The organism is Viridibacillus sp. KH_047, assembly GCF_057838945.1.
Genome location: NZ_CM174479.1, coordinates 1,347,170 through 1,363,830, shown reverse-complemented (window position 1 = coordinate 1,363,830; position 16,661 = coordinate 1,347,170). Strand labels below are relative to the sequence as shown.

Below are 16,661 nucleotides of genomic sequence, written 5' to 3'. Positions count from 1 at the left end.
AGGTATCCATCCGAGGCTTTAACTTTATTTAGCCAGAGTTTGATCCCCTACCGAATTTATAGATTCAGTTCGCATTCATCTTCCCACTTATAGAAAGGAGAGATTTCTACTCCTGTCGCTTCACTTTCATCGCAAGGATACACTTGCTGAAAGAAGTTAAACTTGCCGTAACATGATCTCTAAAACCAAATAAAAGTCCCCGTATAAGGAAAAGGATGTGCTACCCTTTTGCTTATACGGGGACTTTAAACTAATTAACTAATTCACATCAACAGATTTTTATTGGAGTGAACGAAAACGAACTTCTTTATGAATTTCATACTTGCGTAACTTCTGATATAGACCTGAACGACTAATGCCTAGTATTCGCGCTGTTTCCGAGCGATTATTTTCTGTCTTTTCTAGTACTTCAAGAATTATTTGTTTTTCTACCGACTCTAATGATGAAGACCGAGCTTGATTCAAATTGTTTTCAATCGGTATCGTACTTCCAAATTCTTTTGTTTCACTTTTTGTAATTTGCTCAGGCAGATGATAAGATTCAATCCATTGATTCACTCCCATATTCATCGCCCTTTCTAAAACATTTTCCAACTGCCTTACATTTCCCGGCCATTCAAATTCCTGTATTATCGAAAGCGTTTGTGGGGTAATTCCAATAATATTTTTTTTTAGCTTCTTATTCAATTTCTTAATCAGATAATCGCACAAGAAAGGAAGATCTTCTATCCGTTTTCTAAGCGGAGGAATTGGTAAATGAATGACATCTATTCGATAATATAAATCCTCACGAAAGGTTCCCTCTTTCACCATTTCTTTTAAGTCTTTGTTGGTCGCAGTAATAATGCGGACATCGACTTTACGTGTTTTTATATCGCCTACTCTTTCGAATGTTTGATCCTGCAACACACGAAGCAATTTGGCTTGCAAAGATAAAGACATATCCCCAATTTCATCTAGAAATAAAGTTCCTTTATCAGCCATTTCAAATTTCCCTTGTTTTCCACCTTTACGAGCCCCTGTAAAGGCCCCCTCGACGTAACCAAAAAATTCAGATTCCAGCAATTCACCTGGAATTGCTGCACAATTCACCTTAACATAGTTACCAGATCGTTTTGATTCGTGATGAACTGCCTCCGCAAATAGCTCTTTACCAGTACCACTTTCCCCTGTTATGAGAACAGTTGATGTACTCTGTGCAGCTAACAAAGCTTGATTTTTGAGTTTTTCCATCTGGGGATCCACGCTAACAATAAGATCGAATGCATTTTCCTGCCCATTAACCCTCTGCAGCTCGTTGCGATAATAGTTCAGCTCGCTTTCAAGTTGCTCTATCCGAGCGAACACATCCCTCCACTCATCTAGTTGCCGGAAGATAATTTTAGTAATTGCACCAAGGTTTTTCTTCGAGCGAACAATTGATTCTTGGACAACAAAGCACGCTTTTCCCTGAATCGTCCGAACATCTCTTTCAACAGGTTTGCCTCCCAAAACAGCTCCCATATTTAACTCTGGCACGACATCGCTCCAATGCTTTCCGGTTACAGTTTCAGTTTCACTTCCTATTTCGAATAGTTCAAGAAATGCTTTATTAATATCCGTTATATAACCTTTCGAATCCACAATAATAATCGCATCGTAGGATAATGCAAGAGCGTGTTGGATTTTATGTTGTAGGTTCTTTGTTGACTCTAACTCTTGTGCTACAGCTTCCAAAGTTGTTATATCTTGAAGGATCGTCATCGCTCCATTAATATTATCTTTTTGTGAAATAGGAATAAAGTTTGCGATAACCGTATTTTCACCTACTTGGATTCGATTGAGACTGGTTAAACCTTTTTGCATAAAAGCTGTAGTCAGGCCTTCCGATAGCTCAGGAAACCATTTGGTTATGGGTTCGTCAATAACTAGACTTTTCGTAAAGCCGAATATTTTTTCAGCAGCCTGGTTAAAAGTTACAATCTTACCCGCTTCGTTAATCGAAACTACCGCATCTTGAAGATGCTCAATAAGATTGCTTAGCTGAGAGCTAAGTATTTCACTTTCCCGAAAAAAACCATGGATAATGTTCGCTTTGCTTATCACTCCGTAAACAGCACCTGTCTCATCGAGAACAACGCCGTGAGCAACTTTATTTTCCAGCATAATATCTCTTGCCTTTTCAAAAGAGTCATCAGAAGATATGGTAACAACTTGTGGACGTATCAAAGATTCAATCGAGCTATTAAGTCCAGCCCCTCCTAATAAAGATTGGAATAAAGCATTCTTACTAACTATTCCTATTAATTGATTTGATTCATCGGCAACACAAGCAATGTCGAGCTGATTTTCCAAAAAGGCCTTTAACACATCAACAATTACATCGGAAGAACGCAATCTCACGGTATCTCGGGTACAGAAATCAATGATTTTAAGCATATTTCATCACACCCTGTTCAAAGTGACTGGAAGAAGGTATGACTTCCCCCCTTTCAAGTATTTTCCCATAACGTGTATCAAAACTGCACAAGTGTTTTTTAAGTATAGCACACTTATATAAATAGTATTTTTTATAATCCGAATATTCAATTAATTTATTGACCAGATGAAATCAAATGGCACAAGGTGGAAGTCTGCATCCTTTGTAAGACTTCTCTTTAGGCTGGTTGGACAAAGGTATCCCGTATAACAAGCGAAGATATGAATAACAAGCTAGATAGAGGTTACCGGTCAATACAATATATGAGGAGGAGATAAACTATGAATCCAGTAGTTGGTCTGGATGTCGCAAAAGGTGAAAGTCAGGTTCAAATATTCTTGGATAAAAAAATACCCTATAAAAACAGTGTGAAAGTTGAACATACGGTGGAAGGATTAGAAGAGTTACACTCGACTTTATGGATTTTACATAATTAATCTTTTTCTTTTCAGGAATGCTAAACCGTATTTTAAGTACATTTATTCAAAACATTTACATACATATCCAATAAAAAAATCACCTCTAAGAAAACTAAAGAGGTGATTTTATCAATCTTTTTTACAAAGCTACAACAATATAGTCTTATGTAGGCTATAATAATATCTATTGTAGCCTACCTGACTAGCATGAACCCTGCTACACGCTAGCCCTTTATCCTTTTCTACTTAAAATAGCATATATTCCGTCAGTCGTGCCTTAAGTCCCCGTTCAAAGACAACGTTGCCGTTCATATAAGTTTTCAATATTTTAGCATCTAGTAATTCCTTTGGCGTCAGTTCGAACAAATTATCATCTAAAACAATAAAATCGGCTTTCTTTCCGACTTCGATAGATCCAATTTTCTCTTCCATCCCCAGCTGATAAGCGCCATTTATCGTATAGCCTTTAATTAACGTTTCAAGCGAAATCTTCTCGTCTACCGGAGCTAGTACGTCCTTATTTTCGCTCCAAACATCTTGTCTCGTTAAACCAACCGCCATATTATTGAACGGATTAGCTCCGATAAAGAATGAACTAGCTGGAAAATCACTACCGAAGCTTAGTCGGACGCCCGCACGATCAACACTGTTCATAAGCAATGTTTTCTCATATCGCTCTTTGCCCAATGTTTTAAGCGTGCTCTCGCTCGGAGTCGCCCAGATCGGTGTTGTTTGTACCACGACATCTTTCAAATCGGATAATCTTTCGATCGCCTTATCCGAATAAACTTGCACATGTCCAATAGATTTTCTTGTTGGCGTATTACCTTTCGTCGATTGTATATACTCGAAGGCCTCGAGCGCATTGTTCAGCGCCTTATCGCCAATAGCATGTACATGGGTGTTGAAGCCGGCTTCGTCAATTTGAGTTACAAATGATTTTAACTCATCAACTGGGAATAGAACATGGCCATTCGATCCATCACTGTATGGTTGCTCCATTGCAGCAGTTTTGCCCTCAATTGTCCCATCATAATGAATCTTCATCGTACTTGCATCGATCAATTCCGAGTCGTACTTCTCATGAAGTTTCTTTAATGATTCTACAGCGGTAGGGACAACGGCAGGTGATTGTACCATATAACTGCCCGAGACACGAATCGGAAGTAGTCCATCCTTTTCAAGCTGGCTAAGCCCCTCGAACCCTTCATTTTCAAATCCCATCATACCCGCATCATAGACTGTTGTAATCCCAAGTTGAGAGAATACAGGAAACAAACTTTCTCCTCCGCTAACTACGGTATCCTTCGTGACTACCGACAGTTTTTTCAGGAGAGGGTTAAACGTCTGCGATTCCATAAGCAACCCTGTCGGATTTCCGTTATTATCTCTTACAAAATAGTGGGCGCCTGGAATAGGGTCCGGTGTATCTTTATTAATGCCACCGACTTCCATTGCTTTGCTATTGACCCAAGCTGTATGACCGCCCTCATCGAGAATCACAATCGGTCGTTCACGATCAATTTTATCTAAATCAGCAGCAGTAGGCACATCTTTTCCGAAAAATGATAAATCGAATCCCATCGCCGTGATCACCGACAAATCTTTATTTTTATCCGCATGTTGTTTGATTATCTCCAAAACTTCTGCCTTCTTCATGCCTAAATCCAACTGTAAGATGTCCGATAGAGCAGCGGCCACAGTAGGGTGTGCGTGAGAATCAACAAATCCAGGCAAAATCATTTTACCCTTTAAGTTATGTACTTTCGTATCTTTATCAATATATTCCTCTGCTCCGTTTGAGCTTCCTACGTAAATGATGTTATCTCCTTCAATCACCATCGCTTCCGCCCATGATTGCTTGGAATCTACAGTATAAATTTTGGCGTTGATAAAAGCTTCTTTCTCATGTTGTGCTGGCACCTTAAAATATGAATAGGCAAGATATCCTGCCACCGCAAGCAGTAACAAAAGCGCGACAAGCGATACCTTTGTCATGGTCTTCATTGTTTTCATTACATTAAACTCCTTCTCAAACACATATTAGTAATTAAAAACAATGTGTTTATTTGTTATTTTCTGATGCAATACCGTTCATAATCGTATCAATTAATGATTGGATGCCCTCATCTGTAGTAATGTGATTGGCAAGTAAAAATCGATGGTCTAAAAGTTCACGCAATAAAACCGTCATCATTTTGATCAAAAGCGTTACATTGATCGGACGGATACTTCCGTTTTCTATCCCTTCTTCCAAGACCTGCTTAACATAATTCCATTCGTCATCAAGAAACCCTGTTATTTTCTTCCATTCATTTGGGTGAAATCGTTTCAATTCTTCTAAGAATCTCGGGTCAACAACAATACTTTTTTGAGGCATAATCGCTAATATAGCTTTTAATTTATCAATTGTACCTAATGTCGCATCTTGATAAATTTGCTCTTCTTTTACTGCTATCTCTTCCAAAATTCGACTGACGATTATATCGACAATTTCCTCCTTTGAAGAAAAATGTTCATATAGTGTTCGTTTACTCACCCCTAATCTGCTGGCCAAATCACTCATTGTAAATTTTAAGCCTTTCAAATTTATTTCTTCAATTGCTTCTTCTAGAATTCTTTCGTACATCCGACACCCCGTTCCCTTGGTACCTGAAAAGTTTTTCTGGTACCAACAAATCGAAGTATACTATTCGATGTATACAGTGTCAACGATTAAGGGAGCGAAATTTCGGTTCATCTTTTTTATACACGGTTAAACTTTATTCAAGTAATAGGACGTTCTTAAAAGCAGAAGAACTTATTTTTAAATCCTCACTAAGCACAGTAATGTTATGCATGAATCCACTTGATGCATGTTTGCACACTAGTATTAATCATTTATAATCCCAATGAACTTTCCAATTGTAATGAAAGTGAAACTCCATAAAAAAGAACCAATCGCAGAAAATGTAATAAACGTTTTTAATTCCATTTTACTGATTCCTGCAAAACAACAGATTACCTGCCTAAAACCAGGAATGAAGTATCCGAAAATAAGTGAATACGCCCCGTATTTCTTCATCCAGCTTTCTACTTTTATCACTCTCTTTTCTTTCAGCCCTATCCATTTTCCATACTTAACTATTAAAGGACGACCAGCTTTTTTCCCAATTATATAACTAATCGTCACCCCTATAAAGGCTCCTGCAAAACTAATAAAAATAGCCAGTTCATAATTCAGCATATGAATATTTGTAAAATAACCAACAATCATCAATAGAACTTCATCGGGTATCGGAATACCAAAGATTCCAAGAACTAATACAAAAAAAATTGCTAGATACCCATAAGATGCTATTAAATCCTGAATTATTCCCATCCTCTTGCCTCTGGATTTTCAACCGTAAGTTTTTTAAAATGTGGAAACTTAACTTTGCTCACCATCAAATATGAAAGCCCACATGTTGCTAAAGCTAATACGATTGAGTTATTGCTACTCATGAAACTTAATATAACAAGAAAGATTCCTGCGAGTGGAATCGGCATTCCAATGAATGTTGGAGAATCACTTTGATGAATATTAAATCTAGATAGGCGAATCATTCCACAAATGCCAAATGCCAGCGTACACAAAATCCCAATATACGAAATACTATGCAATGCTACATTGTAAGCGAGCATAGAAGGAGCCACACCAAACGTGATTAAATCAGCAAAAGAATCAAGTTCCTTCCCAATTTCCGAAACGGCATTTAGCTTACGTGCGACCATGCCATCGAAAAAGTCGAGAAACATACCAACAAAAATGAAGAATGCTGCTGCATAGATATCATGAAATAACAAAGAGCGAATTGCAAGAAGTCCGCAAATAAAGTTTCCGATTGTAATCGTACAGGGTATAATCTTCACAGTATAATAAACCTCCTAATTCAAATCAACACAATGGATAAATAACAGTCTTACAGTTCCACCTTAAAAAAAGAGACGTGGTCACGTTTCATTTCTCGACTTCTCAACAAACTGCTAATTATATTGTGAAAGGTATTTAAGTAAACGGTAATATTAGGTACAACTCTTAACTCTTCATATATCAACATCTCTTTCTATTTCTATAATAATCATTGATGTGAAATACCTCTCCAAAATACTGTCCAAGAGGCTTCTAAATTTTCACATAGAATAGATTCCAAATTAATTTGTGTTTTGTACAAATAAACGTTTCAATTTTCCACGGAAACGAATACCTAACATAATAGCTGCAATTACAATAATTCCAAAAACAATCTTCCCGATGTGTTGTCCCATCATATTAAAGACATAATGCAATTTTCCACCTAACAAGTGACCACCAATTAAGAAGAAAGATACCCAAAACAAAGCACCTGAATAAATTATTATTGCAAAACGGCGAAATGATAAATTGATTATTCCTACAAAGTATCCAGTAAAATGACGTACACCTGGAATAAAGAATCCTATAAAAAGCAGGAAGTATCCATATTTATCAAACCACATTTTCGTTAAATCGATTTTTCTCTGTGTTAAAAACACATACTTTCCATACTTTTGTACAAACGGCATTCCAAGTTTATTACCTAGAAAGTACTGAATCGTCATCCCAACACTTGTCCCAATAAACGATAGTAAAATTAATATTAGTAGGTTTAAGTCGCCCATATGTGCTAAATACCCTGCATAAACTAATGTTGGCTCCCCTGGAAATGGAAGAGCAATATATTCTAACAACAATCCAATTAATACAACATAATATCCATACTGTTGAAATAATTCATAAATCCATTCCATGTTATCTCTCCAAAGCTTATTTTTTCATCATAGATCTTCCAATTTCTTAGCAATCATATTTATCGTTGCCCACTCATCACGATCGAAATCTTTTACAAATTTTAATTCCATCTGTAATTACTCCATGGCTTCTTTTGTTAGTACTTTTAGTATTTTTTCAAATTGTTCTATTTCCTCTTTAGTACATCTTTTTTCCAAATTTGTTATTATACTATTAATATAATTACTATTAATACAGTAATACTCCAGAAATTTATCTGTTACTTGAAGATAATATACACGTTTATCTTTTTCGTCATTAAATTTTGTAAGATAGCCTTTTTTAATCAATTTGTTGATTCTATAGGTTGCGTTCGGCTGTGATATATTAAAAAACTCTGAAAGCTCGCTATAGGTAGGTTTTTTTAAGAAATATACAACTTCAAGGGTTGCCATTTCTACAGCACTTATATTTTCAATTTCTACTGTTTTACCGTGAGCCGTCTTTTTATAAAAATTCATAGCAAGTTTCATATACAAATCTTCAAAGAGTTCATTCAACAAATTTTTTTCTCCTTTCTGCAATAAACTTAAAATATTTTAATTAAAATATTTTAAGTTTATACTAAAACAAATAACTTTCACTGTCAAATAGTATAGAAAAATAATTAAATACTGTATAAAGATTATTTTCTTATAAATAGAGAGTTCCATTTTCAGTCCAAAGTCAAATTTCCATCTTCATCAATCTCACCATATTTATGAATGCTCTAGAGGCTTTTTTTATTGCTCATGGGCTTTTAAGTTTTTCAGGCACCAAATTCCAATATTCTGCAAAATTTTATACCTGTTGAAGCTGGTGATCGAACTGAACATTACCAAACGCGGCCCATCTGTTCAATTAGATATAGACGTAAAAAGAAAACATCAGATGAAGCCATTCCACGAAATAAACGATTACGATCCTTCGCCGATTTAAAACTTGAGGAAGGTAAACCGTATAAAGTAGCCATTATTGCTTGTGCTAAGCTCTTATGGATTTATGCGATTTTAAAAACGAAAAAACCGTTCTAAAAAACTATTTAGCAACAGCATTTTCAAATAAAACAAAAACCTTCCACATTTCGTGTTTTTCTTGACATTCTATTAGTTGGATTAACTAAATTAATTCTCTTCTATAAGCATTTGAATCTGACAACTATAGTATTCTGTATTAAAGAAATCATTAAATAACTCTATTTCAATACAGCTTTTAACATTTATATTATTTACTTTTATATAATGAAGTATTTTGTTTATATACTCCTTCTCCTCATCCTTATTATAAACTAAGGTTAAATACTTACCCTTAGGTAATAGCATTATACTATCGTCAACTTCTATATTATAATTTTGCTTTAGTCCATTAAATACATATATCGGTTCTGCATCTCCATTACTATTAAAATTATATATTATCCCTCTCTCCATAGATCTTTCAAGATTATTATCTGTTATGACTTTATCTAAATCAGAATAATAAATTAACTCCTTTAAACTACCTATTTCTTTACATGGAGCAAAAATTATATAACGCTGTTCTAAAACTTCGATTTTTATTTCATTATTATTTAATATATCCTTAGAATGCTCTACAAAAGTATTAATATCATCAATATTTTTAATTACTTCGTTCATCTTGTTTATATTTTCTTGTGCTTCATATTTTTTTATTTTTAGAAACTCTAATAGCTCATCAGTATTACATTTCTTAAAAATTTCTTGAAGTTCCTCTATACTAACCCCTATAACTCTACACCCTTTTATAATATCTATAGAAATAAATTGATCTATGGAATAATATCTATAACCAGTTGTATCATCGATATACCTAGGTATAAGAATTCCTACCTTATGATAATATCGTAAAGCTTTTATTGTAATTCCTTTGATTTTAGCAACTTCTCCAATAGAAAATAATTTATTAATCGAAATCACTTCCTTATATTACCTTATATTAATTTGTATACTCTACCCTTAGGGGATACTTTATTATATCTATAGGCTGTTTACAATAACATACTAAATTAAAATTTAATTATATGAAAGGGTAGTGTATAAACATGGCTAACGTAACGTATAGAGAGTTAACTAAAAAAGATTATGAACGTGTTAAAGAATTGATTTGTGAAGCATTTGGGTTTGATGAATTTATTGAGGATAAGAAATTTTTAGATTCAATATTAAATATATATCTCCATGGTTGTATCTTAGATAGTTCCTTTAGTAAAGTTGCTGAAAAAGATAACAAGGTTATCGGTGTTATCTTAGGTAGTGCAAAAAAGGATAAGAATCGTCTATCTAAGTCTCGTAGTATTTTAGTCACTGTCTCTGCATTTTTCAAGTTAATGATATCTAACAAAGAGAATAAAAAGTTATTTAAAGAATTTTTAAAAATTCAAGATATTTATAAAGAAATTATCCAAGGAAAACAAGATTATTTTCAAGGTTGTGTACAATTATTTATTGTCTCCGAAGAATCTAGAGGGCTTGGTGTTGGTAAAACTTTGATTAATTATTTATCTAATTATATGCAAAGTATGGAGGTAGAGTCTATTTATCTATATACAGATACTAGATGTAACTATGGGTTTTATGATAGCCAAAACTTTAAACGCTTAAATGAAAAGGAAATTTATTTGGATTCAACCAAAGAAAAACTTAATATATTTTTATATGGCTATGACTTTAATTAATTTTAAATACAGTAATCTAACATTTGGCCATTATCAATAAAGAAGAAACTAAAAAGAATCACTGGTGGCGTTACTAATCGCGTTTACATTGAAGATGGACGCTTACAGGGCATGAAAATCGCAAATAAAATTGCCTATCGCCTGTCCTATATCCAAAGTAATTTATGATATTAAAACTCTACAAATTACGATTAACGTAATTTGTAGAGTTTTTTCATTAGGTTTCCTAACTCGATATTCTTCGTATGCTACAACAGAGCTGTTTCAAAAGCTCTCCTTAGCAGAAGTTTACTTTTGTGACAGCTTCATTTACTATAGATTACTTATTGTTTGTTTCTACTTGCTTGGCCTCTGTTAATTCAGCAGCTTTTGTCAGCTTTCCTTCTTTTTCAAGCTGTGCAATCAGTTCATCTAACGTGACCCCTTTTTCTTTAGCCATTTCTTCTAAGTTGACAGGTTCACTGGATTTTGAATCTTCCGCTGTTTCGGTACTCGAAGTTGGTTCAACACCTTCTGTTAGCTTTGCTTCTTTTTCAAGCTGAACAATTAGTTCATCTTTCGTGACCCCTTTTTCTTTAGCCATTTCTTCTAAGGTAACAGGTTCACTGGATTTAGTAGTTTCCCACATGTCGTTGTTGCTCGCAGCATATGCAGATCCTGCAACAACAGATAACCCTAGCATAAGTGTAGCAATTTTTAATGGTTTCTTCATATTAAAGTCCTCCTAGAATATTTTTACCCTCTACCATACGATGGTTGCCATAATATAACAATTGAATCTGATTGCCTGTATCCTTTCTATTTGATGTTACCAGTATATAACTATCTACGTTAAATCCTTGTTAAGGTATATAGTGAATATTCTCTTTATTTAGATTTCCTTTAATATCAATATTGAACTAAACTGCCCGTTAGTGGAATAAAAAAAGAGGTCTAAGTTCTAAGTTCGGGAAATTCCCATTCATAAAGTCGTTTAAAAGCTTTTTGCACCTCTTCTATTTCTATCATCATACTATTTCTTATTGAAATAACTTGCTCCTTTAGCCATAAGAAAAAGGCTTTACTTCAATATGAAGTAAACCAGCTAATAGGTTGTCAATATCTTTCTGTAAAATGATACTTTTCTTTATGCTATACTGTTTTTGGGCATAGCAAATAACCCTCCAAATGTATTATGGAAGGGTTTTCATTTAATGGTCAATTAAATAAATCAAACTAAATCAAGGAAAACTTCTTTCCTTTTTAATAAAGCATATATCCAGTGAAGAAGTTTATTAATACAAGCAACTATTGCAACTTTCGAAGGTTTTCCTTCTGAACGCTTCTTGTCATAAAACTCTTTGAGTTTTTTATTTCTAGAGCTTCTTATTCCACACAAAACAGCTAAATATAAACTGTGCCTTAGCCTACTGGAACCACGTTTAGTGATCCGATTCGTTGTCGCTGTGAATTTTCCAGATGAATAAACACTCGGATCAATTCCGGCATAGGCCACCAATTTCTTAGGGTGATTAAACCGATCGATTTCCCCAATTTCTGAAATAATCGTGGCAGCGATTTTTTCACCGATTCCAGGGATTGATTGGATAATCTTATATTCTTCTATTTCACTTGCCAGGGATATCATTTGGCTCTCTAATTCCGTAAGGTGTCCTTGGTAATTGAATAGGATATCGATATACATATTAAGATTAAATAAATGACTTTGATACATCACCTTCTGAAAAGGATTTTGATTGGCTGAATCTATCAGTTTTCTTGCCTTTTCCCTTGCCCATAGGGCAGAACGATTCGGACAATACCCACGAATACTATTTGCCAGTTCCTCCTCGTTAAATTCTAGAACTCTCTCCGACGTTGGATATTCTTTCAATATCAATAAAGATACTTTAGAAAAAAGGTCTCCAAAGACTTTTCTATATTCAGGGAAAATCTGATCTAAAATAGTATGAAATTGCAGCTTAGCTTCGACATACATATTCGTTATAATCTCCTGTTGCCTCGATAGATTACGAAGATTTAGAAGCTGAATCCCCCTTACTTTATAAGGTTCAAATTCCTCTTTGTAATAGAGAACACATAATTGATAGGCGTCGAAGGCGTCGGTCTTTACCTTTCTTAAACTGGATTTCTTTGCTTGATAAGAGATGATTGGATTTAACAAAATATACAGTATTTCATTTTCTTCTAAGCATTGAATGATGGGTGTATGATAATGACCTGTTGATTCTAAAATGACGACTGGCATACTCCCTGTTATCGATTTAATCTCCACTATAAATCTTATAAACTTGTCTAATTCTTCTCGATTATGCTTTATTGAAAAACTTCCTCCATGCGGCTTTCCTTTCTCTAAAAAAGCCTGTACTTCACTTTCATCTTTAGCTACATTAATACCCACTACTGGGTTCATTTTTTCTCCTCCTCTAACGTATTCACCAGTAACCCCTATTACCTTCAAGTAGTATTATAGCTTCGCTTGTTATACGAGATCTTAGTCCCAACCAGCCTCAAACATATTTCTACAAGTAGGGGGTGAACAGTTTAATCGACGGGATCCATGTCCCACGCCCCCGTACGTTCTACCCTGGCTACTGATAGCTTAAATCTAAATAAAAAAAGTTCAACCAGAAAGTTCTGGCTGAACTATATAATACGAAAGCCCCCGTTAGCTTAATAAGGAACGAAAATTACGAACTAGGTTTAATGTATTCTCCTGTTGAAGCATTAAAGCCCGCTGCTTTCATTTTTGTCTGGTCACTATTTCAACCTATCACTAATATTAGGTTTATATTTCTCTCTGTATCTTTTCTAAGCATAAAATTATAACCTTTGGCCCAATCTTTACCAGGATAAATACTCCCCATTTTCAGTGCTTTGTTAAGCAACTCTGGTGAATCATATTTAATAGCTTTCATTTGTATAAACTCTTTTTTGGGGTAAGGAGAATCATCTTTTGCCGTTACTTCCAATTGACTTCCCAGGCTTATCTAAATCTATATTTATCGCCTGTAATAATTGAGCATTTTTATTCCATTTCAATGCAGGCGGATATGCTAATTCAATCCCTTGCTTTATTGATAATTCTTGGTGTTCATCGACATCAAATGTATCTTCAGTTGATTGTAATGAACGAGCAGATAATTTTTCAGCAGCACCAACTGAAATTAACAAAAGTAAGACAACAAAAACTATTTTTTTCATTTTCTCCAATCCTTTTTAGGGATATAATTTCCAAACCTTGTTCAATTATTCTGCCCCTTTAGTTAATAAAAAAAGAGCTGTCTGAACAGCTCAAAGATCTTCTACTAAAGCACTCCGTTAGTTGAATAGCATTATTCTAATTGTTCCTCACCATAATTTTTTCGATCGCATCCAAAATATCCCTCTTCATAATCGGGTATTCAGTAATTGTCCATAACGTAAACAATTTAGTAATTATCTCAACTTCACTAATTTGACCTAAAACAAATATCGCAGCAATTTTTTCATCGTCTTCTTCAGAATCCAATGCTTTTAATGCTGCTTCATTTGCAAATCTATCATTTAAATTAAATAGATGAATAATAGCCCAGCCTCTTTTAATATTATTTTTATCTATACTTATTTCACGAATTTTTGAAATATCTAAAGTGGGATCGAATAGGTTGGAAATACTCTTGAAATTATTTAATGGTCTATATTCAAAAGTTGGAATTTCACCTTTTAATTTTTGAATTGTAAAGTCACTAAAAATAATATCGATATAGCCTCCACAAGCAATTTGCATTCTTAAATGATAATTCGAATTGTCGCTTTCTTTATTGAAAAGTTCTAACTTAGCACTATTCTTAAATCTCCCATTTATATATTCAATTGGGAAATCATTTATCTCCATGTTTAAATAAATACAATTCTTAAAATAAACATTATAATGGAAAACTTCGTTTACATAATGATCTATCCAATTACCTTTACAAGACTGCTCTCCCCACTCTCTTTCGCAGGAGAATTTCATCCTTACAGAATTTTCACCAATCCAATCTATGGATAGAATGAATCCATCATGAAAGTAGTCATTACCAAAAAAATCATCTAATTGTTTATTTTTTATTTGTTTAATTTCATTTTCAAAGTTATACATCTACATACCCCAATTATTATTTATTCGATTTATGATTCAAATAGCCTTTCCTTCTTCAACTAACCTGCCTCTCTAGTTAAATAAAAAAAGAGTCGTCTGAACAGCTCAATGATCTTCTACTAAAACACTTCATTACTTGAAGAGAAGGGATTCTATTTTTCAAAAAACTGATTTACTTTATTTTCATCTTCCAAATATTTTTGTGTGAGTTTTGTTAGGTCTTCTTCACTCATATATTCACTTAATTCTTTTCCGTACCAACTTTCTAATTCTTGTTTTGTTATTTTGTACTCTTGGTCATCAAAATTAAATGTAATCCACTTAGCATTTTTGACTAACGTAAATATAAATGTAGCATTGTATATTGCCGTTTCTTTGTAGTTTTTTTCTATTTCTTCTGCACCTATACCTTTATAATTTAAAAGTATTCCATAAGGCTCTTCTTTGGTTTTAAGTTCAAACCCATTGAAATATTCACTATTAGGCAATAGTTTTACAATATTCCCCAATGCACTGTTATCGCCTACATATGAATCTTTAAATTGAAATATATCCTCATTTACTTCTCTTGAATTACATCCGTTTAAGAAAAGTAATATCAACATTGAAAAAAGGAAAAATCCAGTTATTCTTTTCACTTATTATCCTCCTTAAATTCAATATGTAACATTCTAATTTTACTATAAGAAAACAAATCCTTTATTAAATTATCCTGCCCCATTAGTTCAATAAGAACATAATAATGATTTTTATCACCACTCAATATTCATATAAATTTCTGAAAGAAGTCTTCCTTCGATTGTTCCATTTTCAAAAAGAGCCTCATAATATTCACCTGGATTTTGGCTTATCCAATATTCTTCATTTAGATATGTAAATGAGTATTCTTCCCCAATTGCTATACCTTCTTGGAAGTCAATAAACTCTTTTAAAGTCATCTTCCCACCGCCTATGAACTTTTATAAAATTTTACCTTTTCTTAAACTAACCTGCCTCGTTAGTTGAATAAAAAAATGAACATGTATCCTTCAAATTTTTTTCTATCTTTTTGAAGTTCGACTAATCTATACATCTCCTTCTTCAATTTTTTTATTTAATAGGACATAATCATCTTTTTCAAAGGTTACTGCAACTCTATCTAATCTATTTCCTCCTGGATAATAAAATAATTGTTGATTGAATTTTACACCAAAATGTACGACTGTTTGAAGAATAAAATTTAAAATTTTAAAGCTTTCTAAATCAACTCCTTCTTTCAATTGATTTTTAACGTGAATAACTACTAGATCTTCGATATTCTCAAATCTAACTCTTCTAGGGGAAATATTATTACGCTTACAAGTTCTTTTTAATAGATTCTGATAATAATCAGTTTTTATCATGATAAATCGCCTCACATTCTATTCAACTTATACGCACCTAAGAACAACCATTTTGAACTCTTTATTTTGTCATAAAAATGGAATTCCTTTCTCAACTAAACTGCCCCGTTAGTTCAATATCTTTATAAGTTCTTTTCTTCTATTGTCATTCTTGATTTTGTACCATCCGGAATCGCCTTGTCTAACAAACTGTGTATACGGTCCTGATTTCTTCCACACACCCAATACCTCTTTGCGATTATCTTTATAAAATATAGTAACTTCGTAATCTGGATGATAAGCAATTTCATAGTTAGTATCTCTTTCTTGATTAGCCCTATTAAGAATTCGCGTAAATGTTTTTATTGTAGACTTGCCCTCAATATTTTTTTCTTTTTCTATTTTCTTACCATCTCGGGTGTACTTTTGTACTGCAACTTTCTCAATATCTGAAAAGCCATTCGATAAAATTCTGTAACTGAAAAAAATTATAATACCAAGTATCGGTAAAATGATAAACCATTTTTTCATTTTAACCACCCTTTTCTTTAGAAATAACTTACCCTAATTAACCAAAATTCCCCTTGAACAATCGTACCCGTTAGTTAAAGTATGATTCTTCACAAATTCTTGGTTATTCGTAATATGTAGTGGATTACCTTATTTATTAATTCCCTCATATCCTTCAGTATTAACATATCTTTTATGTATAGGGAGATTCAGGATAACCTTTCAAATAATACTTTGTATAAGCTGTTCCTAAACCAGCACACGTGTCTTTTATCCATTCTTCTTTCG

General features: G+C 33.5%; 18 protein-coding genes and 2 pseudogenes. 3 read left to right on the top strand and 17 right to left on the bottom strand.

Annotation, left to right across the window (positions count from 1 at the left end; all coding sequences use genetic code 11):
* Positions 1 to 279 precede the first annotated feature (279 nt).
* Complete coding sequence (locus AC3IS5_RS06880) at positions 280 to 2,418, bottom strand: sigma 54-interacting transcriptional regulator (protein WP_489427125.1); 2,139 nt, start codon at positions 2,416 to 2,418, stop codon at positions 280 to 282.
* Positions 2,419 to 2,739: 321 nt separating this feature from the next.
* Between AC3IS5_RS06880 and AC3IS5_RS06875 the strand changes: the two are divergent.
* Positions 2,740 to 2,865 (top strand): annotated as a pseudogene (locus AC3IS5_RS06875) (IS110 family transposase); the annotation flags it as partial.
* A gap of 258 nt (positions 2,866 to 3,123) precedes the next feature.
* Here AC3IS5_RS06875 and AC3IS5_RS06870 read toward each other — a convergent pair.
* From AC3IS5_RS06870 to AC3IS5_RS06845, 6 genes are all read right to left on the bottom strand, one after another.
* The gene (locus tag AC3IS5_RS06870) at positions 3,124 to 4,893 is read right to left on the bottom strand and encodes an amidohydrolase (protein ID WP_489427124.1); all 1,770 of its coding nucleotides are present in this window, start codon (positions 4,891 to 4,893) and stop codon (positions 3,124 to 3,126) included.
* Positions 4,894 to 4,942: 49 nt separating this feature from the next.
* Complete coding sequence (locus tag AC3IS5_RS06865) at positions 4,943 to 5,506, bottom strand: TetR/AcrR family transcriptional regulator (protein ID WP_489427123.1); 564 nt, start codon at positions 5,504 to 5,506, stop codon at positions 4,943 to 4,945.
* Positions 5,507 to 5,749: 243 nt separating this feature from the next.
* On the bottom strand, positions 5,750 to 6,238 hold the full coding sequence (locus tag AC3IS5_RS06860; RefSeq protein ID WP_489427122.1) for a DedA family protein: 489 nt from the start codon (positions 6,236 to 6,238) through the stop codon (positions 5,750 to 5,752).
* Entirely contained in the window at positions 6,229 to 6,768 is a 540-nt protein-coding gene (gene pssA / locus AC3IS5_RS06855; RefSeq protein ID WP_489427121.1) for a CDP-diacylglycerol--serine O-phosphatidyltransferase, read from the bottom strand. Before pssA ends, AC3IS5_RS06860 begins: the two co-directional genes overlap by 10 nt.
* A 282-nt stretch (positions 6,769 to 7,050) precedes the next feature.
* Entirely contained in the window at positions 7,051 to 7,665 is a 615-nt protein-coding gene (locus tag AC3IS5_RS06850; RefSeq protein WP_489427120.1) for a DedA family protein, read from the bottom strand.
* A 117-nt stretch (positions 7,666 to 7,782) separates the two neighbouring features.
* Positions 7,783 to 8,208 carry a MarR family winged helix-turn-helix transcriptional regulator gene (locus tag AC3IS5_RS06845; RefSeq protein WP_489427119.1) on the bottom strand — a complete coding sequence of 142 codons (426 nt, stop codon included), beginning with the start codon at positions 8,206 to 8,208 and terminating at the stop codon, positions 7,783 to 7,785.
* Positions 8,209 to 8,538: 330 nt separating this feature from the next.
* Here AC3IS5_RS06845 and AC3IS5_RS06840 point away from each other — a divergent pair.
* Positions 8,539 to 8,718: pseudogene (locus tag AC3IS5_RS06840) on the top strand (IS110 family transposase); the annotation flags it as partial.
* Positions 8,719 to 8,808: 90 nt separating this feature from the next.
* Here AC3IS5_RS06840 and AC3IS5_RS06835 read toward each other — a convergent pair.
* Positions 8,809 to 9,612, bottom strand: a complete 804-nt coding sequence (locus tag AC3IS5_RS06835) for a MerR family transcriptional regulator (RefSeq protein WP_489427829.1) — start codon at positions 9,610 to 9,612, stop codon at positions 8,809 to 8,811.
* Positions 9,613 to 9,746: 134 nt separating this feature from the next.
* Here AC3IS5_RS06835 and AC3IS5_RS06830 point away from each other — a divergent pair, with 134 nt between their 5' ends.
* On the top strand, positions 9,747 to 10,379 hold the full coding sequence (locus AC3IS5_RS06830) for a GNAT family N-acetyltransferase (RefSeq protein WP_489427118.1): 633 nt from the start codon (positions 9,747 to 9,749) through the stop codon (positions 10,377 to 10,379).
* Positions 10,380 to 10,698: 319 nt separating this feature from the next.
* Here the strand turns inward: AC3IS5_RS06830 and AC3IS5_RS06825 are convergent, their stop codons facing one another.
* The 9 genes from AC3IS5_RS06825 to AC3IS5_RS06785 form a co-directional block, all read right to left on the bottom strand.
* Positions 10,699 to 11,091, bottom strand: a complete 393-nt coding sequence (locus AC3IS5_RS06825; protein ID WP_489427117.1) for a hypothetical protein — start codon at positions 11,089 to 11,091, stop codon at positions 10,699 to 10,701.
* A 498-nt stretch (positions 11,092 to 11,589) separates the two neighbouring features.
* Positions 11,590 to 12,792 (bottom strand): IS110 family RNA-guided transposase, encoded by a 1,203-nt coding sequence (locus AC3IS5_RS06820; protein WP_489427116.1) that lies wholly within the window; start codon positions 12,790 to 12,792, stop codon positions 11,590 to 11,592.
* Between the two features lie 352 nt (positions 12,793 to 13,144).
* Complete coding sequence (locus tag AC3IS5_RS06815) at positions 13,145 to 13,351, bottom strand: hypothetical protein (RefSeq protein ID WP_489427115.1); 207 nt, start codon at positions 13,349 to 13,351, stop codon at positions 13,145 to 13,147.
* A complete protein-coding gene (locus AC3IS5_RS06810) occupies positions 13,329 to 13,583 on the bottom strand; it encodes a hypothetical protein (protein WP_489427114.1) in 255 nt (84 codons plus the stop codon). The genes AC3IS5_RS06815 and AC3IS5_RS06810 overlap by 23 nt, the downstream gene beginning before the upstream one ends.
* A 136-nt stretch (positions 13,584 to 13,719) precedes the next feature.
* Entirely contained in the window at positions 13,720 to 14,502 is a 783-nt protein-coding gene (locus AC3IS5_RS06805; protein ID WP_489427113.1) for a HEAT repeat domain-containing protein, read from the bottom strand.
* 152 nt (positions 14,503 to 14,654) lie between these two features.
* Entirely contained in the window at positions 14,655 to 15,140 is a 486-nt protein-coding gene (locus AC3IS5_RS06800) for a DUF4825 domain-containing protein (RefSeq protein WP_489427112.1), read from the bottom strand.
* Positions 15,141 to 15,254: 114 nt separating this feature from the next.
* Positions 15,255 to 15,440 carry a hypothetical protein gene (locus tag AC3IS5_RS06795; RefSeq protein WP_489427111.1) on the bottom strand — a complete coding sequence of 62 codons (186 nt, stop codon included), beginning with the start codon at positions 15,438 to 15,440 and terminating at the stop codon, positions 15,255 to 15,257.
* Between the two features lie 126 nt (positions 15,441 to 15,566).
* The gene (locus AC3IS5_RS06790; RefSeq protein WP_489427110.1) at positions 15,567 to 15,884 is read right to left on the bottom strand and encodes a hypothetical protein; all 318 of its coding nucleotides are present in this window, start codon (positions 15,882 to 15,884) and stop codon (positions 15,567 to 15,569) included.
* A gap of 108 nt (positions 15,885 to 15,992) precedes the next feature.
* On the bottom strand, positions 15,993 to 16,394 hold the full coding sequence (locus tag AC3IS5_RS06785; RefSeq protein ID WP_489427109.1) for a YhfM domain-containing protein: 402 nt from the start codon (positions 16,392 to 16,394) through the stop codon (positions 15,993 to 15,995).
* Between the last annotated feature and the right edge of the window lie 267 nt (positions 16,395 to 16,661).